19 protein-coding genes are annotated in these 17,950 nt (G+C 66.0%); 12 read left to right on the top strand and 7 right to left on the bottom strand.

Annotated features, from left to right (window positions below; translation table 11 throughout):
* A complete protein-coding gene (locus tag JQ633_RS34810) occupies window positions 1-1,224 on the top strand; it encodes a DUF1501 domain-containing protein (RefSeq protein WP_211990352.1) in 1,224 nt (407 codons plus the stop codon).
* 168 nt (window positions 1,225-1,392) lie between these two features.
* Here JQ633_RS34810 and JQ633_RS34805 read toward each other — a convergent pair whose 3' ends face one another.
* The 3 genes from JQ633_RS34805 to JQ633_RS34795 all read right to left on the bottom strand — a co-directional run bounded on the left by JQ633_RS34805 (window position 1,393) and on the right by JQ633_RS34795 (window position 3,980).
* Window positions 1,393-2,334: an aldo/keto reductase gene (locus JQ633_RS34805; protein ID WP_211990351.1), complete on the bottom strand. Its 942-nt coding sequence runs from the start codon at window positions 2,332-2,334 to the stop codon at window positions 1,393-1,395.
* 290 nt (window positions 2,335-2,624) lie between these two features.
* The gene (locus JQ633_RS34800) at window positions 2,625-3,086 is read right to left on the bottom strand and encodes a GNAT family N-acetyltransferase (protein ID WP_211990350.1); all 462 of its coding nucleotides are present in this window, start codon (window positions 3,084-3,086) and stop codon (window positions 2,625-2,627) included.
* A 78-nt stretch (window positions 3,087-3,164) separates the two neighbouring features.
* Window positions 3,165-3,980, bottom strand: coding sequence for a PAS-domain containing protein (locus JQ633_RS34795; protein ID WP_211990349.1), 816 nt, complete (start codon window positions 3,978-3,980; stop codon window positions 3,165-3,167).
* A gap of 209 nt (window positions 3,981-4,189) precedes the next feature.
* On the opposite strand from JQ633_RS34795, the gene JQ633_RS34790 reads away from it, so the two are divergent.
* Window positions 4,190-4,543 carry a DMT family protein gene (locus JQ633_RS34790; protein ID WP_211990348.1) on the top strand — a complete coding sequence of 118 codons (354 nt, stop codon included), beginning with the start codon at window positions 4,190-4,192 and terminating at the stop codon, window positions 4,541-4,543.
* Between the two features lie 11 nt (window positions 4,544-4,554).
* Here JQ633_RS34790 and JQ633_RS34785 read toward each other — a convergent pair whose 3' ends face one another.
* The 3 genes from JQ633_RS34785 to JQ633_RS34775 form a co-directional block, all read right to left on the bottom strand.
* The gene (locus JQ633_RS34785; RefSeq protein ID WP_211990347.1) at window positions 4,555-4,692 is read right to left on the bottom strand and encodes a hypothetical protein; all 138 of its coding nucleotides are present in this window, start codon (window positions 4,690-4,692) and stop codon (window positions 4,555-4,557) included.
* A gap of 66 nt (window positions 4,693-4,758) precedes the next feature.
* A complete protein-coding gene (locus JQ633_RS34780) occupies window positions 4,759-4,935 on the bottom strand; it encodes a hypothetical protein (protein ID WP_211990346.1) in 177 nt (58 codons plus the stop codon).
* A gap of 166 nt (window positions 4,936-5,101) precedes the next feature.
* Window positions 5,102-5,755: a glutathione S-transferase family protein gene (locus JQ633_RS34775; protein WP_211990345.1), complete on the bottom strand. Its 654-nt coding sequence runs from the start codon at window positions 5,753-5,755 to the stop codon at window positions 5,102-5,104.
* 594 nt (window positions 5,756-6,349) lie between these two features.
* Between JQ633_RS34775 and JQ633_RS34770 the strand changes: the two genes are divergently transcribed.
* The 8 genes from JQ633_RS34770 to JQ633_RS34735 all read left to right on the top strand — a co-directional run bounded on the left by JQ633_RS34770 (window position 6,350) and on the right by JQ633_RS34735 (window position 14,558).
* Window positions 6,350-7,552 carry a pyridoxal phosphate-dependent aminotransferase gene (locus JQ633_RS34770; RefSeq protein WP_211990344.1) on the top strand — a complete coding sequence of 401 codons (1,203 nt, stop codon included), beginning with the start codon at window positions 6,350-6,352 and terminating at the stop codon, window positions 7,550-7,552.
* Window positions 7,553-7,797: 245 nt separating this feature from the next.
* Window positions 7,798-8,319 carry a DUF992 domain-containing protein gene (locus tag JQ633_RS34765; protein ID WP_211990343.1) on the top strand — a complete coding sequence of 174 codons (522 nt, stop codon included), beginning with the start codon at window positions 7,798-7,800 and terminating at the stop codon, window positions 8,317-8,319.
* A 253-nt stretch (window positions 8,320-8,572) separates the two neighbouring features.
* Window positions 8,573-9,058 carry a DUF992 domain-containing protein gene (locus JQ633_RS34760; protein WP_211990342.1) on the top strand — a complete coding sequence of 162 codons (486 nt, stop codon included), beginning with the start codon at window positions 8,573-8,575 and terminating at the stop codon, window positions 9,056-9,058.
* Between the two features lie 187 nt (window positions 9,059-9,245).
* The gene (locus JQ633_RS34755; protein WP_211990341.1) at window positions 9,246-11,294 is read left to right on the top strand and encodes an elongation factor G; all 2,049 of its coding nucleotides are present in this window, start codon (window positions 9,246-9,248) and stop codon (window positions 11,292-11,294) included.
* A 175-nt stretch (window positions 11,295-11,469) separates the two neighbouring features.
* The gene (locus JQ633_RS34750) at window positions 11,470-12,111 is read left to right on the top strand and encodes a YoaK family protein (protein ID WP_211990340.1); all 642 of its coding nucleotides are present in this window, start codon (window positions 11,470-11,472) and stop codon (window positions 12,109-12,111) included.
* Window positions 12,112-12,144: 33 nt separating this feature from the next.
* Window positions 12,145-12,987, top strand: coding sequence for a shikimate dehydrogenase (locus JQ633_RS34745; protein WP_211990339.1), 843 nt, complete (start codon window positions 12,145-12,147; stop codon window positions 12,985-12,987).
* Between the two features lie 83 nt (window positions 12,988-13,070).
* Window positions 13,071-13,697: a hypothetical protein gene (locus tag JQ633_RS34740; protein WP_211990338.1), complete on the top strand. Its 627-nt coding sequence runs from the start codon at window positions 13,071-13,073 to the stop codon at window positions 13,695-13,697.
* A gap of 252 nt (window positions 13,698-13,949) precedes the next feature.
* A complete protein-coding gene (locus tag JQ633_RS34735; RefSeq protein WP_211990337.1) occupies window positions 13,950-14,558 on the top strand; it encodes a hypothetical protein in 609 nt (202 codons plus the stop codon).
* Window positions 14,559-14,807: 249 nt separating this feature from the next.
* Here JQ633_RS34735 and JQ633_RS34730 read toward each other — a convergent pair whose 3' ends face one another.
* Window positions 14,808-15,944, bottom strand: a complete 1,137-nt coding sequence (locus JQ633_RS34730; RefSeq protein WP_211990336.1) for an alpha-hydroxy acid oxidase — start codon at window positions 15,942-15,944, stop codon at window positions 14,808-14,810.
* 166 nt (window positions 15,945-16,110) lie between these two features.
* On the opposite strand from JQ633_RS34730, the gene JQ633_RS34725 reads away from it, so the two are divergent.
* Entirely contained in the window at window positions 16,111-16,284 is a 174-nt protein-coding gene (locus JQ633_RS34725) for a hypothetical protein (protein WP_211990335.1), read from the top strand.
* A 215-nt stretch (window positions 16,285-16,499) separates the two neighbouring features.
* Entirely contained in the window at window positions 16,500-17,846 is a 1,347-nt protein-coding gene (gene glmM, locus JQ633_RS34720; RefSeq protein ID WP_211990334.1) for a phosphoglucosamine mutase, read from the top strand.
* The last annotated feature ends 104 nt before the right edge of the window (window positions 17,847-17,950 follow it).

Here is a 17,950-nt window from a genome sequence, read left to right as displayed (position 1 = left end):
ATGGTGTGCTGTGAGAGCCTGACGATGCAGCCGACCTCGCGCCGCGCGCTGCTGCTCGGCGGCGCCTCCTTCGCGGCCTGGGCTTACTTGCCGAAATTCGCCCGCGCCGCCGACGACCGCGATCCGCGCTTCATCGTCATCATCTTGCGCGGCGCGCTCGATGGCCTCGCCACCGTCGCGCCGGTCGGCGATCCCGATTATGCCGGCCTGCATGGCGCGATCGCGCTGCGGCCCGACGGGCCGAATGCGGCTGTCATGCTCGATACCTTCTTCGGTCTGCATCCGGCGATGCCGGAATTTGCGCGGATGTATCGTGCGAAGCAGGCCGCGGTGGTTCATGCGGTTGCGACCTCCTACCGCGACCGCTCGCATTTCGACGGGCAAGATGTGCTGGAGAGCGGCTTTCCCGGTCCGGGCCGCGTGCAGTCCGGCTGGCTCAACCGCGCGCTGGAAGCGCTGCCGAAAGGCGAGCGGGTGGTGAGCGCGCTCGCGGTCGGTCCGACGGCGCCGCTGGTGCTGCGCGGCGCCGCGCCGACCGTCGGCTGGGCGCCGACCGCGCTGCCGCAGGCCGCCGACGATACCGCGATGCGTCTGTTCGAACTGTATCAGCATCGCGATCCCGCGCTGGCGAGTGCGCTGACGCAGGGGCTGCAGCTCGAGAAGCAGGCGCGCGGCGAGGACATGAAGCCGAAGCCCGGCGCCGGCGGCGCCGCCGCGATGCGGCTGGTGGCGCGCGGCGCGGCGAAACTGATGGCGGCCGATGACGGCCCGCGGATCGGCGCGCTCGCCTTCGACGGCTGGGACACGCATGCCAATGAGGGCGGGCCGGTCGGCCGGCTCGCGCAGTTGCTCGGCGGCCTCGACGGCGCGCTGGCGGAATTCGAGAGCGGCCTCGGCGCGCGCTGGCGCGATACCGTGATCGTGGTCGCCACCGAGTTCGGCCGCACCGCGCGCATCAACGGCACTTCAGGCACCGACCACGGCACCGGCACCATCGCGCTGCTGGCCGGCGGCGCGGTCAACGGCGGCCGCATGCTCACCGACTGGCCGGGCCTCAAGCCCGCCAACCTCTACCAGGCCCGCGACCTCGCCCCAACCACCGACCTGCGCGCCGTGATCAAGGGCGTGCTGCACGACCAGTTCGGCATCGGCGAACGCGTGCTGGCGGATGCGGTGTTTCCCGACAGCGCGCCGGTGAAGCCGATGAAAGGGCTGGTGGTGTAGGTGCGGCCGCAATCACGGTGTCGTCCCGGCGTAGGCCGGGACCCATAACCACAGATGGTCGTGGTTATGCCGTGCTGTGGCCCCAGCGTGCTCCAACAATGATCTACGGTGGTTATGGGTCCCGGCCTGCGCCGGGACGACGGTGGTGGTTTACACCTCCGCCTTAGGCTACCCCTTCGTGATCCTGTCGATCTCCGCCATCTCCTCCGCGCTCAGCTTCCAGCTGATCGCCTTGACGTTCTGCTCGACCTGCTCGACGCGCGTGGCGCCGGCGATCACGCTGGAGACTTGCGGGCGGGCGGCGAGCCAGGAGAAGGCGAGCTCGAGCATGGTGTGGCCGCGCTCCTTGGCGAACGCCTGCAGCTTCTCGACGATGTCCTCGTTGCGCGCCGTGACGTAGCGGTCCTTCAGCTGCGGCGCTTTCGCAAAGCGCGTGTCGGCGGGGGCGGCGGCGCCGCGCTGGTACTTTCCGGTGAGCAGACCGCTGGCGAGCGGGAAGAACGGCAAGAGGCCGAGGTTGTACTGTTGTGCCGCGGGCAGCAGGTCCTTCTCGATGTCGCGCACCACGAGGCTGTATTCGTCCTGGCAGGAGACGAAGCGGCTGACGTTCATCTGCCGCGCGACGTATTCGGCTTCGGCGATGCGCCAGGCCGGGAAGTTGGAATTGCCGATGTAGCGCACCTTGCCTTGGCGGACGAGATCGTCGAGCGCGCGCAGCGTCTCGTCGATCGGCGTCAGCGGATCGTAATCGTGCTGCTGGTAGAGGTCGATGTAGTCGGTCTTCAGCCGGGTCAGGCTCGCTTCCACCGCCTGCATGATGTAGCGGCGCGAGGCGCCCTGCTTGGTGCCGTCGGTCGCCATCGGCTTGGAGTACTTGGTGGCGAGCACGATGTCCTTGCGGCGGTCGCCGAGCACGGTGCCGAGCACGGTTTCCGAGCCGCCCATGCCGGCATAGATGTCGGCGGTGTCGAACAGCGTGATGCCGAGGTCGATCGCCTTGTGGATCACCTTGCGTGAGGTTTCGAGATCGGTGCGCTGGCCGAAATTGTTGCAGCCGATGCCGACGGCGGACACGCGCAGGCCGGAGCCGCCGAGATTACGAATTTCCATGAGATGATCCTGTGGGATAGGCGAGGGATGCGACACATTGTGACGCCCGTGCCGCAGCCCGGCAAGGTGCTGCCCTACCGCTAATGATGCATGGCAATGTCGCAAAAAAGCACTGTCGCAATGCGGCGGCGCAAAAAAAAGCGGTCCCGGTCAGACGCGGCGACTGACGGGGACCGCTCGTGGCGCGAGATCTGAGACGGGGGGCCTGATCTTACGCAGGGCGGAGCCTAGTCGTGCTTTGTAACGCGCCGGTGACACCTGTTTTAATCCACAGGGTTCTGCCGCGCGGTTCAGAAGATCTTGCGATAGATCACGAAGCCGGGCTTGTCCGCGACCTTGTCATAAAGCTGCATCGCGGTGTGATTGGTCTCGTGGGTCTGCCAGTAGACCCGCGGCGATCCCGCGAGCTTCGCCTGGGTATAGACGCCATTGATCAAAGCGCGGCCGACGCCCTTGCCGCGCGCGGCCTCGCTGGTGAAGAGATCCTGCAAATAGCAGGTCGGCTCGATCGCGGTGGTCGAGCGGTGAAACAGGTAATGCGTCAGCCCGAGCAGCGTGCCGCCGGCGTCGGCGACCAGCGCATGCACCGGCTCGTAGCCGTCGAAGAAGCGCTGCCAGGTCATCGCCGTGATTTCAGCTGCCAGCGCGGTCGGCCCGGAGCGCCCGTAGAACGCGTTGTAGCCGTCCCACAGCGGAAGCCACTGGGCGTAATCCTCGCGGGTGACGAAGCGGATGGTGACGTCGTCGGACATGGGCGTTCCTGCGGTCGGCGATGCGTGCGGATGGTCTCGCACGTTCTATCGTCGCCCTCGCGCAGGATCAATTCCGCCTCACTCGGCGGCGCGGAGCAGCCGCGCTGAAAGGCGCCCGTGGCCGGCGCGCTGGGCGCGGTATTCGTCGGCCCTGGCCGGATCGTCGGTGTGCCGCACGAGGTCGGTCACCGGCGTATAGCTCAGCATCCGGCCGCCGTCGGGCAGCGCGGTGCAGCTGAAGCGCAGCACCTCGCCGTCGGCGAGCTTGATGTTGATCGGCGTGGAATCGCCCGCGCGCATCTTCTCGGTGCGCTCGGCGATGAACGCGCCGAGCTCGTCCTCGGGCAACTCCCAGACACCGACGTTGCGGCCGTGATACATCAGCGCGATGAAGGGCGGCTTGCTCTCGGCCTGCGCGTCGGAGAGCGCGAAGTAGTCGCGGAAGGCGCGGTTGATGAACTCGGCGCGGGTGTCGGCGTCGAGCAGCACGATGCCGATGTCGACCTGGTCGAGCGCGGCCGCCAGCCGCGCCGCGGTGGCGTGGTGCTCCTGATCGGCGGCGAACGCGTCGATCCATTTCTGGCGAAGCAGCCCGGTGATCAGCGCGGTGCCGGCAGCGGTCGCCGCCAGCAGCAGCATCCGCGCGACGTCGGAGGCGTCGTAGCCTGGCATCGCGCGATGATTGAGGAAGAACAGCGCCGAGGCCGCCACCGCGATGATCGAAGAGACCAGTCCCGAGGTGATGCCGCTGACCGAACTCGCCAGCGCGACGATGCAGACGAACAGCGGCGCGGGGTTGGGCACAGTGACGACGAGGCGATCGATCAGGAAGGCGGCGAGCGCCGTGATCGCCGTCAGTGCCGGACCCATGATTGCACGCCAGTCGAACCGCATGCCCGTTCTCGCTGCTGCCGAACAAACAATAGGGCTGGAATTTGACGACAGGTCCGCAACCGTCCCCGCATTTCAGGTTCGAGCGTTAAGCCCGGGTTGCCGGGCGCAAGCGAGCTCTCGCTGCATTCAAATCAAATGATATGCACAGCGGCATGGAACCGGGTTCCACCCACGCGGGTTAGCGCGTGCCTGCTTGCAAGAGGACATCGATGCCCGCCATTTCGCCTTCGCTGCTGCCGATCCTGATGCTGTTCGCCTCGAACGTCTTCATGACGTTCGCCTGGTACGGTCATCTCAAGTTCAAGGATCATTCGCTGCCCATCGTGATCCTGGTGAGCTGGGGCATCGCGTTCTTCGAATACTGGCTGGCGGTGCCGGCCAATCGCTGGGGCAGCGCGGTGTACTCGGCGGCGCAGCTCAAGACCATGCAGGAGGTGATCACGCTGGTCGTGTTCGCCGGCTTCTCGGTGCTGTATCTGAAGGAGCCGCTGGGCTGGAATCACGCGCTCGGCTTCGCCTTCATCGCGATGGGCGCGTTCCTGATCTTCCACAAATGGGGCTAGCGCTGTTCGTTTTATTTGGAGGCAGGCGTCATGACCCGCATCGGGTTGGCGCGGTCTTCGCCCTGCGTGCCGGTCACAATCAACAGCGATGCCGCGAGCAGGATCGCGATCGTCAGCGTCACAGTCACAAGTCCGACGGGTGTCTTCATCGTTCGAGCCGCATTGTCTCCACCGCGCCTTGCCGCGGAATAAGGTGCGAACCGGAAGTGCCGGGGTTATGTCGGGATCGGCGTCGCCATCGTGATGTTGCTCGACAGCACCGTGACCGTGACCACGAGACAGAGCGTCAGCGCGCCGATCGCGAGCGAGACCGCGATCGCGTTCGTCAGCCGGGACGATGCCACTGGGGCAGGGCGGCGTTCGAAGCCTGCCGTGCCGGACCGCCGTGTCATGGCCTAAATCCTTCAGGCCGCGAGCGAATCACTCGCGACATCCGCGGGAATCTGCCGTCCGTCGCAGGCAAGATTGCGGCGGCCGCGATCCCGGATTAGGGCGAAAACATGGCTAAGAGCGAGGTTTTGCCCGCTATTTGAGCAGTTTACCCACTATCCCCGCTGTTCAGAGGGTGGCCGCAAGGCGGGCGGGGGCCTCAGCCGCGGGGCTCGCCTGCCAGTCCATGCTGACGAAGCCGGGGGCCTGCTCGACCCGCCTCAGCCAGGCCCGGATCGACGGGAAGGTCGCAAGGTCGAAGTCGCAGCGGTCGGCGACGTGGGTGTAGCCATACAGGGCGATGTCGGCGACGGTGAACTGCTCGGCGGCAAAGTAGGCGTGGTCCTTGAGGTGGTTCTCCATCACCTGCAGCGCCGCATAGCCGCGCTCCATCCAGTCCTCCAGCGCGTGGGTCTGCAGGTCGCGCCCGCCCCTGACCAGCGACAGCCAGAAATAGGCGGCGCCGATGTTCGGCTCCAGCGCGTGCTGCTCGAAGAACATCCACTGCAGCGCCTCGGCGCGCTCGATCCGCGACTCCGGCGCCAGCGGCGTGCCGATCGCGACGTACCAGAGGATGGCGTTGGACTCGGCGAGATAGCGGCCGTCGGCAACCTCGAGCAGCGGCACCTGGCCGCTGGGATTCTTGGCCAGGAATTCCGGAGTGCGGCTCTCGCCGCGCAGGATGTCGATCTCGATCGCCTCGTATGGCGAGTTCAGCACGGCCAGTGCCAGCCGGACCTTGTAGCTGTTGCCGGAGCGCTGCATCGAATAGAGCTTGTACATTGCGTCGGGGTCACTCGATCGGGAAGACGGTACGCTTGAAAACTGCGCGGCCTGTCACACCGCGACGCGGCCTAAACAATGATGCCGACGCGGTTGCGTCGCAAGCCCTGCACCGTGGAAAAAGTCGAAACGTCTACTGCACTGCACGCGCGCAGGACGATTCCAGCAACACGGCCGAACAACTCAGATCACGCTTGCGCGACGCTGTGCATGGCGCCGGTCGTTGCGGCCGCTACGCATGTCAGGCGCAGTCGTTGACGCGCTGGATGCCTCGGATTCGGAGGCGAGATGGCGCTATGTCCGGCGGCGTGTGGCGGGGGGCGTCCGCGGCGAATTGTCCTCGGAGCAATTGTCGGCAACGCGCGATTTGAAGCCTTGCCTGCAGGGCTGAATCGGCGGTCAGGCACCTTGCCGGATATAAGCCATTTGGTCCTGGAACTTGCGGAAAATTGCGCGCGCTGCGGGCCAGACGTGAAAGTTATCGCTGTTTTCCGCCAAGCTTCTTGCGATGCAGCGGCGACAGGCCTAGGGTGCTGCGATCCCATTCAAATCAAGTCGTGGCCAAGGGCTCACGACGTTTGCCAGGAGATGATTATGGCCTTCCTGTCCGCTGCGCTCGACCGTGTGAAGCCGTCCGCGACGATCGCGGTCACGGACAAAGCACGCGCGCTGAAAGCCGCGGGCCGCAACGTCATCGGCCTCGGCGCCGGCGAGCCGGACTTCGACACGCCCGCCAACATCAAGCTTGCTGCGATCCACGCCATCGAAGCCGGCAAGACCAAGTACACGGATGTCGGTGGCATTCCGGAGCTGAAGGAAGCCATCATCGCCAAGTTCTCGCGCGAGAATGGCCTGTCGTACAAGCCGAACCAGATCATCGTCGGCACCGGCGGCAAGCAGGTGCTCTACAATGCGCTGATGGCCACCATCAATCCGGGCGACGAGGTGATCATCCCCGCGCCGTACTGGGTCAGCTATCCCGAGATGGTGGCGCTCGCCGGCGGCGAGTCGGTGCCGGTGGTCTGCCCGGCCTCGACCGGCTTCAAGCTGCGCCCCGAGGATCTCGAGAAGGCGATCACGCCGAAGACCAAGTGGGTGATCCTGTGCTCGCCGTCGAACCCGACCGGCTCGGCCTATACCAGGAACGAGCTGAAGGCGATCACCGACGTGCTGGTCAAGCATCCGCATGTCTGGGTGATGACCGACGACATGTACGAGCACCTCGTCTATGACGACTTCGTCTTCACCACCGCCGCGCAGATCGAGCCGAGCCTCTACGACCGCACGCTCACCGTGAACGGCGTGTCGAAGGCCTATTGCATGACCGGCTGGCGCATTGGCTACGCCGGCGGCCCGGCGCAGCTGATCAAGGCGATGGCGACGATCCAGTCGCAGTCGACCTCGAACCCGTCGTCGATCGCGCAGTGGGCATCCGTCGAGGCGCTCAACGGTCCGCAGGACTTCATCGCTGCCAACAACAAGGTGTTCAAGGAGCGCCGCGACCTCGTGGTCTCGATGCTCAACCAGGCGAGCGGCATCGAGTGCCCGCGTCCGGAAGGCGCGTTCTACGTCTATCCGTCCTGCGCCGGCACGATCGGCAAGACCGCGCCGACGGGCAAGCTGATCGACAATGACGAGGCCTTCGTCACCGAGCTGCTCGAGAGTGAAGGCGTCGCCGTGGTGCAGGGCTCAGCGTTCGGACTCGGTCCGGCGTTCCGCATCTCCTACGCGACCAAGACCTCGGATCTCGAGGATGCCTGCAAGCGCATCCAGCGCTTCTGCGGCAATCTGCGCTAAGCAGCTTCCGAACCGGATCACGTTCCCGCACATGTGCGGGAACGTTTCTGTTTGTGTCGCGCGATTGCGCGCGCCGGTATAATCAGCGTGTCAAATCACGCCTGCTCACATCTCCGTTTCTGCACGCGCGCATCGATGCCACACGCCGGAAGTTTTTACGGCGTGATTACGAACTGCCTTGTTTTGGACACGACGCTTGCTTTCTGTCCGCGCGCAATTTTCAGTTCATGCGGAGACAGACAACTATGCGACTTTCGACACTCACCCTCGCCACGCTCGCGCTGCTGGCGCCGATCGCCACCGCCAACGCGATGCCGCAGGTTCAGGCCGGCGTCCTGCAATGCCAGGGCGGCGAGAATGTCGGCTTCGTGGTCGGCTCCGTCACCCAGCTGCAGTGCGTGTTCCAGAGCGGCGGCCGCCGGCCCGAGCCGTATCTCGCAACCGTGAAGCGCATCGGCGTTGATCTCGGCGTCACCGCGACGACCCAGCTCGCCTGGGCCGTCAGCGCGCCCACCACCACGCTTCCGCGCGGTGCGCTCGCCGGCAGCTACGGCGGCTTCGGCGTCAACGCCTCGGTCGGTCTCGGCGCCGGCGGCAATTTCCTGTTCGGCGGCCCGAACAATTCCTACGCGTTGCAGCCCGTGAGCGTGCAGGGCCAGACCGGTCTCAACGTCGCGGCCGGCATTGCCGGCATCGACCTTCAGCCGGTCAGCTATCAGGGCCCGCGCCGTCATCACCATCACCGCCGCCATCACCACCACCACTAAGCGGATCGCATCCAAGGCGGATCGCAATCGTGATCAAGGAGGCCCGCGCAAGCGGGCCTCTTTTTTTTGCGGTTTGTTGCTTGATCGATGCTTGCGCGATTGCAGCGCCGCCACATCCGGCGACAATCCGAAAGGCAAGCCGGTCAAAATCTGGCCGGCGGTTCGATGTTATGGCATAGCAGGCGCGTGCCCGGAGACACGGCGCGCGCTGTGCTCTGCCCCCAATCACGCTTCCAGCCGGAGACTGCCGAACATGCGTCGCTTCATCCTCCTCGCCGGTGCTGCCATCGCCACGCTCGCGGCTTCGATCGCCGGTGCCAGCGCCCAACAGCCGTTGCCGCGCGTGCAGGTCGGCGTGCTGGAATGCCGCGGCGGCGCGAGCGTCGGGTTCATCGTCGGGTCCGTGACCAATCTCGGCTGCGTGCTGCGCGCCGAGGGCCTGCCCGAGGATCGCTACATCGCGACCATCCGCAAGGTCGGCATCGATCTCGGCATCACCCAGGAGTCGGCGCTGGCCTGGGGCGTCTACGCGCCGGTGTCGCAGCTCGGGCCGGGCGCGCTGTCCGGCAATTATGCCGGCGCGCAGGGCAGCGCGACGCTCGGCGTCGGCGTCGGCGGCAATGTGCTGATCGGCGGCTCCGACAACACCATCGCGTTGCAGCCGCTGAGCGTGCAGGGCCAGGTCGGCGTCAACATCGCCGCGGGCCTCGAGAGCCTCGAGCTGCGCCCGGGCCGCTGACGTTACAGCTCGCGCCTTCTGCTCAACGCTGGCGTGCACCGCTCCCTCAAAGCAAGGAGCGGAATGAGCACGACACCGTGACATCGCACCGCAGCGACTTTTCTCACTTGCCAAAATCTCGGGACGGGCGGACGATCTCAGGTCGCCGACCCAATCATGGGCCGAGCTCCAAAACGAGGAGGCGGCAATGGGACAAGACGTCAGAAGTCCCCGAGGTCCACGGTGCATCGCGCTGGTGGGCCCTTTCCAAAGCGGTAAGACCACACTTCTGGAAGCGATCCTGGCGCGCACGAGCGCCATCAAGACGGCCGGCAGCGTCGATGCCGGAACTTCGGTCGGCGACGCCAGCGCCGAGGCCCGCCATCACAAGATGAGCGTCGGCCTCACCGCCGCCACCACCACCTTCATGGGCGACAGCTACACCTTCATCGATTGTCCCGGCTCGGTCGAGTTCGCGCACGATATGCGTGCCGCGTTGCCGGCCGTCGACGCTGCGGTCGTGGTCTGCGAGGCTGACGAGAAGAAGCTGCCGCAGCTGCAGATCATCCTGCGCGAGCTCGAGGAGCTCGGCATTCCCCGATTTCTGTTCCTGAACAAGATCGATCGCGCCAACAAGCGCATCCGCGAGACGCTGGCGACGCTGCAGCCGGCCTCCCGCGTGCCGCTGGTGCTGCGCCAGATCCCGATCTGGAACGGCGATCTGATCGAAGGCTTCGTCGATCTCGCGCTGGAGCGCGCCTTCGTCTATCGCGAGCACAAGGCCTCCGAGATCGTCGAGCTCGAAGGCGGCAACCTCGACCGCGAGAAGGAAGCCCGCTTCTCGATGCTGGAGAAGCTCGCCGACCATGACGATGCGCTGATGGAGCAACTGCTGGAGGATATCCAGCCGCCGCGCGATGCGGTGTTCGACGATCTCGCCCGCGAGTTGCGCGAAGGGCTGATCTGCCCGGTGCTGCTCGGCGCGGCGAGCCGCGAGAACGGCGTGCTCCGCCTGATGAAGGCGCTGCGCCATGAGGCGCCCGGCGTCGCCGAGACGGCCCAGCGCCTCGGCGTCAAGGATCAGAAGGACGCCCTGGCCTACGTGTTCAAGACCGTGCATCTGCAGCACGGCGGCAAGCTGTCGCTGGCGCGCGTGCTTGCCGGCCGGCTCGACGACGGCGCGACGCTGCAATCCTCGTCCGGCGACAGCGGGCGCATCTCCGGCATCCTCGCGGTGTCCGGTGCGCATGACAGCAAGCGTCCGTCGGCGGAGGCCGGCGAGGCCGTCGCCCTCGGCAAGCTAGACGCCATCAAGACCGGCGATACCGTCTCGAGCGGCAAGACCGCACCTGGCTCGCTGGTCACGGTCGCGGCGGCCGCCCCGGTGCTCTCGATCTCGGTCGCCGCGACCGACCGCAAGGACGACGTCAAACTCGGCCAGGCGCTGCTGCGGCTGAACGAGGAGGATCCGTCGCTGACCATGATCCAGAACCCGCGCACCCACGACACCGTGCTGTGGGGGCAGGGCGAGATGCATTTGCGCGTCGCGCAGGAGCGGCTCAAGGACCGCTACGGCGTCAATGTCAAGGCGCATCCGCCCGCGATCGGCTACCAGGAGACCATCCGCAAGCCGATCACCCAGCGCGGCCGGCACAAGAAGCAGTCCGGCGGCCACGGCCAGTTCGGCGACGTCGTGCTCGACATCAGGCCGAAGCCGCGCGGCTCCGGCTTCGAATTCCACGAGAAGGTGGTCGGCGGCGCGGTGCCGCGCAACTATATCGGCGCGGTGGAGGAGGGCGTCGTCGATGCCTTGGTGCGCGGGCCGCTCGGCTTCCCCGTGATTGACCTCGACGTCACGCTGACCGACGGCTCCTATCACAGCGTCGATTCCTCCGATCTCGCATTCCGCACCGCTGCGCGGATCGGCATCAGCGAAGCCCTGCCGCAGTGCCAGCCGGTGCTGCTGGAGCCGATCCATTTGGTCGAGATCGTCTGCCCGACCGAAGCGACCGCCAAGATCAACGCGATCCTGTCGGCGCGCCGCGGCCAGATCCTCGGCTTCGACACCCGCGAGGGCTGGAGCGGCTGGGACTGCGTCCGCGCCACGATGCCGGAAGCCGAGATCGGCGACCTGATCGTGGAGCTGCGCTCGGCCACCGCCGGCGCCGGCACCTTCACCCGCCAGTTCGACCGCATGGCCGAAGTTACCGGCCGTGCCGCCGACCAGATCATCGCCGCACACCGCGACGCGGCGTGATGGGGACACCGTCATTCCGGGATGGTCCGAAGGACCAGACCCGGAATCTCGAGATTCCGGGTTCGGCTCTTCGAGCCGCCCCGGAATGACGGGAGTGTTCGTGGCCTGATCTCTTTTCATCCGGATCACTTTCATCGACACTGCCGCTTTCTCCGCGCAGTGGTTCTCAAACATCATGCTCGAATCCCGCCGCAACCTCGCGCTGGCGTGTGCGCTCAGCGCGCTGGCCGGCTATGTCGACGGCATCGGCTATCTGCATCTCGGAGGGCTGTTCGTCTCCTTCATGAGCGGCAACTCGACACGGCTCGGCGTGACGCTGGCCGAGGCGCATTGGGAGCATGCCGCCGAAGCGTTCGCCCTGATCGTGCTGTTCGTCGCCGGCGCCGCGGCCGGCAGCCTGATCGTGCTCAGCCGCATCGTCCATCGCCAGCCGCTGATCCTGCTCGCCGAGGCGCTGCTGCTCGCGGGCGCCGCGCTGGCCTATGCCTACGGCCTGCCGGCAACCGCGGTGGCCGCGATCGTGCTGGCGATGGGGCTGGAGAACGCGGTATTCCAGATCGAGGGCGGCGGCGGGCTCGGCCTCACCTATGTCACCGGGGCGCTGGTCAAGGCCGGGCAACTGATCGCTGCGGCACTGACCGGCGGGGCGGGCTGGGCCTGGCTGCCGAACCTGTTGCTGTGGGCGGCCTTGGTGCTCGGCGCGGTCGCCGGCGCGCTGGCCTATCAACGGATCAACCTGGCTGCGGTCTGGTTTGCCGCGGGCACGGCGTTCTTGCTGAGTGTGCTGGTTGCCGCGACCGCGAAGCAGGCGGATTGACAGCACGCGCGCCATGTCCAATGTGTGGCCGCCATGACATCCACGACCAAAACCCGGGCCGCGTGCCTGATCGGCTGGCCGGCGGCGCATTCCCGCTCGCCGCTCATCCACCATTACTGGCTGCGCATGCTCGGCATCGAGGGCGGCTATGTGATCGAGGCGGTGCCGCCCGACGATTTCAAGGATTTCATCTTCCGCCTGTCGCTGCGCGGCTTCGTCGGCGCCAACGTTACCATTCCGCACAAGGAGCACGCGCTGGCGCTGTCGACGCCGGACGAGCGCGCCCGCGCCGTCGGCGCCGCCAACACGTTGTGGTTCGCCGACGGCGAGCTGCGCTCGACCAACACCGATGTCGAGGGCTTCATCAACAATCTCGACGCCTGTGCGCCCGGCTGGAACAAGGCCGCCGACGCGCTGGTGCTCGGCGCGGGCGGCGCGGCGCGCGCGGTGGTGTTCGGGCTGATCGAGCGGGGCATCGCGCGCGTGCATCTGGTCAACCGCACCATCGGCCGCGCCCGTGCGCTCGCCGATCGGTTTGGCCCGCGCGTGCATCCGGCGAGCTGGGACGCGGTCGGCGAGTTGCTGCCGCGTGCGGGTCTCCTTGTGAATACGACCTCGCTCGGCATGCATGGCCAGCCCGCGCTCGAGGTCGATGTCGGCCTGCTGCCGCAAGACGCTGTGGTATCCGATCTCGTTTATGTGCCGCTGGTGACGCCGCTGCTCGCGGCCGCGCAGGCACGCGGGCTGAAGACTGCCGATGGTCTCGGCATGCTGCTACATCAGGCGGTGCGTGGTTTCGAATTATGGTTCGGACAGCGCCCGCAGGTCACATCAGAATTGCGTGCGATTGTTGAGGACGATCTCACAAAGACTTGAGGCGCGGAATAGCGCCGCATGACGGGGGTCCAGTGTTAGGTCAGTCCACAGCTGACTTCACGACCCACCTGGAGCTCCTCGTCATGCCGTCGCCTCGTTCCACCTTCATTCGTCCGTTCATCGCGCTTGCGATGGTGACGGCATCGACCCTCGCTGCGATCGCGCAGCAGCCGCCGACGCCGACGCGGCTTCGTGGAACCGTCGAGGCCGTCGACGGCGATACGCTCGCGGTGAAGTCGCGCAGCGGCGAGGACGTCAAGCTGCACATGGCGAGCAATATGGTGGTGCTCGGCCTTACCAAGGTGGCGATGTCCGACATCAAGGTCGGTTCCTTCATCGGCACCACCACGGTGCCCGGGCCCGATGGCGCGCCGAAGGCGGTCGAGGTGCATGTGTTTCCCGAGAACATGCGCGGCACCGGCGAGGGTTCCCGTGCCTGGGATCTCAAGCCCAACAGCAGCATGACCAATGCGACGGTCGCGGATTCCGTCGTCAGCAATGACGGCCACACGCTGCTGGTCAAGTACAAGGGCGGCGAGAAAAAGGTCGAGGTGTCGCCGGATACGCCTGTCGTGACCTATGTTCCCGGCGACAAATCGGACCTCAAGGCCGGCGCCAAGGTCATCGCCTTCCTGAAGAAAGTGCCTGACGGTTCACTCGAGACCGACCGCATTGCCGTCGGCCGCGACGGCATCACGCCACCGATGTGAGGTGTGGGACCACGGGGATTGCGTAGCCCGGATGGAGCGAAGCGAAATCCGGGAATCGTTCCGTGGAAAGGCTGTCCCGGATTGCGCTGCGCTTCATCCGGGCTGCGCACCTGCATTGTGAAGGGTAACAAACCCCGATCCGGCGCGTATCACTGCTGCGCGCCGTCTTCTCCCAACGGAAGGGCGGAAGCGTGGAATACCGGCAACGATCCGGTGTTCGTGAATCCGCCAGCCAACTTCCCGAGGGACATCATGTCAAAATCGCTTCTGTTCGCGGCGCTGTTCGCCGTTGCCTTCACGTCGGTTGCATCGGCGCAGCAGCCGCCGACCGTGCGTATCCGCGGCACCATCGAGGCCGTCGACGGCCCGATGCTGTCCATCAAGTCGCGTGACGGCGCCGACATGAAGGTGCGTACGACGGACAACGTCGCCGTGTTCGGCGTCGCCAAGACCGATCTGTCGGAGATCAAGTCCGGTTCCTATATCGGCGTCACCGCGATGCCGGAGCCGGACGGGACGCAGAAGGCGATTGCGGTGCACATCTTCCCGGAGAACCAGCGCGGCGCCGCCGAAGGTTTTCGGCCCTGGGATTTGCGCGCCAACTCGACCATGACCAATGCCACCGTCGCCGAGACGGTGAAGGGCACCGACGGCCAGAACATCACGGTGAAGTACAAGGACGGCGAGAAGAAAGTCGTGGTGCCGCCGGGCACACCGGTCGTGACTTTCGTCTCCGGCGACAAGTCGGAGCTGAAGCCGGGCGCCCAGATCATCATCTTCGGTGCGACCAAGAAGGACGATGGTGTGCTGGAAGCCAACCGCGTCAACGTCGGCCGCGACGGCATCACGCCGCCGATGTGAGGCGAAGCACGCCTCTCTCGACACGTCGTCCCGGCCTCGTTCGTAATTAAGTTCGAGGGCCGAGACGACGATCGGGATGAGCGCAACTCCAAGTTCCGTCATCCTGAGGTGCGAGCCGCTTCGGCGAGCCTCGAAGGATGAATCGGCCAAGAGCCGGGCCGCGCATCCTTCGAGGCTCGCAAGAGCTCGCACCTCAGGATGATGGGACTGATAGTCGCGGCCGTTCAATCCATCCGGGCTACGGCAGCCTCAAACCGCCAGCACCTTGTCGTCGATCTCCGCGATGGTGTTGACGCCGCAGAGTCCCATCGTGGTGGTGAGCTCTTTCGCCAAGATGTCGATCGCCTTCGCAACACCCTCCTGGCCGCCGGCGCCGAGCCCATACGCATAAGCGCGGCCGATCATGCAGGACTTCGCGCCGAGCGCGAGCGCGCGCATGATGTCCATGCCGGTGCGGATGCCGCCGTCGAACATGATCTCGAGCTGCGAGCCGACCTCGTCGACGATTTCCGGCAGCACCTCGATCGAGGACGGTGCGCCGTCGAGCTGGCGGCCGCCATGGTTGGAGACCACGATCGCCTGCGCGCCGCTCTTGGCGGCGAGCTCGGCGTCCTCGACGTCGAGGATGCCCTTGAGGATCAGCTTGCCCGGCCAGATCGAGCGGATCCAGTCGATGTCCTTCCAGCTGAGCGTGGTGTCGAACTGCGACGCGGTCCATTCCGAGAGCTTGACGATATCATCCGCGCCTTTGACGTGGCCGGCGATGTTGCCGAAGGTGCGGCGCTTGCCGCGCAGCACGCCGGACACCCAGGACGGCTTGGTGGCGAAATCGATCAACTTGGACAGCGACCATTCCGGCGGCACCGTCATGCCGTTCTTGATGTCCTGGTGGCGCTGGCCGATCACCTGCAGATCGACGGTCAGCACCAGCGCCGAGCATTTCGCCGCGATCGCGCGCTCGATCAGCGACTTGATGAAGCCGCGGTCCTTCATGACGTAGAGCTGGAACCAGAACGGCTTGTCGACCGCGGCTGCGATGTCCTCGATCGAGCAGATCGACATCGTGCTCTGGGTGAAGGGAATGCCGGCCGCCTGCGCCGCCCGGCAGGCATGAATCTCGCCGTCGCCATGCTGCATGCCGAGCAGGCCGACCGGCGCCAGGATCAGCGGCATCGCGGCCTTCTCGCCGAGGATCGTGGTCGACAGGTCGCGCCTGGAGACGTCGACCAGGATGCGCTGGCGGAACTTGATCTGCTGCAAGTCCTCCGAATTGGCGCGCAGGGTGTCCTCGGTGTAGGAGCCGCGGTCCGCATAATCGAAAAACGCCTTCGGCACCCGGCGCTTGTGCAGCTGGCGCAAATCTTCGATGCAGGTAATGTGCTTCATGGACGTTCCCGGCCCTTGTTGTTGTCGGCAGTCTTGTCGATGCGAGGTCCCGCCGTCATCTAGCATGGTTGGTCCGCATGCCAAATCGGAGCGGAGCGTTTTCGAGCGCTGCGGGCTGCGGGTTTGCAGCGGGAACGCGCGTCAAACGAACAGAGGAGAGCGCCCCATGACGCCATCAGGCACCAAGCCGAAAGCCGACGAGAGCGCCGAAAAGCGCCGGCTCGATGAAGCCCTGGAGGAGGGGCTGGAGGAGACCTTTCCCGGTTCCGACCCCGTTAATGTCACCCAGCCGGCCCCGTCCAGGGAGGACCAGCACGTCAAGCGCCGCGGCGGGAAGTAGCGGCTGCAGGCCGCCTTTTCGATTGCGCTGTGGATAACAACCGTATATTTTTCAATGCATTACGTTGGAATGCGGCGGTTCGGCCGCGGTAATGATTCATCATATTTTTTGAAGTCATTTTAGCGCCTGACGGTCTATAAGGCCGATGCACGCTAGACTGGTGGGCATTCGGGACTCTCTCATCGGGTGGTTGAGGGGTCCCTGTTGGGGGTGACATGAGCCGCAAATATTTCGGGACCGACGGGATTCGGGGCCGCGCCAATGGACTGATCACGCCGGAGCTCGCCCTCAAGGTGGGGCAGGCCGCCGGCTTGGTGTTTCAGCGCGGGGATCACCGCCACCGCGTCGTGATCGGCAAGGACACGCGGCTGTCCGGCTACATGATCGAATACGCCATGGTCGCGGGCTTCACCTCGGTCGGCATGGACGTGCTGCTGCTCGGCCCGATGCCGACGCCGGCGGTCGCGATGCTGACCAAGTCGATGCGCGCCGATCTCGGCGTGATGATCTCGGCCTCGCACAATCTGTTCGAGGATAATGGCATCAAGCTGTTCGGCCCGCAGGGCTTCAAGCTGTCCGACGACGTCGAGAAGCAGATCGAGCAGCTGCTCGACGAATCGCTCGACCGCCGCCTGGCGCAGAGCGCTAGCCTCGGCCGCGCCCGCCGCATCGACGGCGTCCATGACCGCTACATCGAATTCGCCAAGCGCACGCTGCCGCGCGACCTCTCGCTCGACGGCCTGCGCGTCGTGATCGATTGCGCCAACGGCGCCGCCTACAAGGTGGTTCCGGAAGCGCTGTGGGAACTCGGCGCCGACGTGGTGCCGATCGGCGTCGAACCCGACGGGTTCAACATCAACAAGGAATGCGGCTCCACCTCGCCGGAAGCGCTGGCCCGGAAGGTGCGCGAGATGCGCGCCGACATCGGCATCGCGCTGGACGGCGACGCCGACCGCGTCATCCTGGTCGACGAGCGTGGCCACATCGTCGACGGCGACCAACTGCTCGCGGTGATCGCGCAGAGCTGGAAGGAAGACGGCCGACTTTCCAAGCCCGGCATCGTCGCCACCGTGATGTCCAATCTCGGGCTCGAGCGCTTCCTGCAGGGCCACGGCGTGCAGCTGATCCGCACGCCGGTCGGCGACCGCTACGTGCTCGAGCAGATGCTGAGCGGCGGCTACAATCTCGGCGGCGAGCAATCCGGCCACATCATCCTGTCCGACTATGCCACCACCGGCGACGGCTTCGTCGCCGCGCTGCAGGTGCTGGCTGTGGTGCAGAAGCTGCGCCGCCCGGTCTCGGAAGTGTGCCGGCGCTTCGAGCCGCTCCCGCAGATCCTCAAGAACGTGCGCTATCGCAGCGGCAAGCCGCTCGACTCCGCCGAGGTGAAGTCGGCGATCACCGACGGCGAGCAGCGCCTCAACGGCCACGGCCGCCTGCTGATCCGGCCGTCCGGCACCGAGCCCGTGATCCGCGTGATGGGCGAGGGCGACGACCGCATCCTGGTGGAAGAGGTCGTCGACAACATCGTCAACGCCCTCGGCCACGCCGCCGCGGCGTAGCGCCTGCTGCTCACGCCAGGCTAGTTGCCCGTCATCCTGAGGTGCGAGCTCTTGCGAGCCTCGAAGGATGCACGGCCACCAGCCGGGCCGATTCATCCTTCGAG

Origin of the sequence: Bradyrhizobium tropiciagri (genome assembly GCF_018130505.1) — a bacterium.
Classification (GTDB): domain Bacteria; phylum Pseudomonadota; class Alphaproteobacteria; order Rhizobiales; family Xanthobacteraceae; genus Bradyrhizobium; species Bradyrhizobium tropiciagri_B.
The sequence above is the reverse complement of the archived record's forward strand: the minus strand, read 5'-3'. Positions and strand labels throughout refer to the sequence as shown.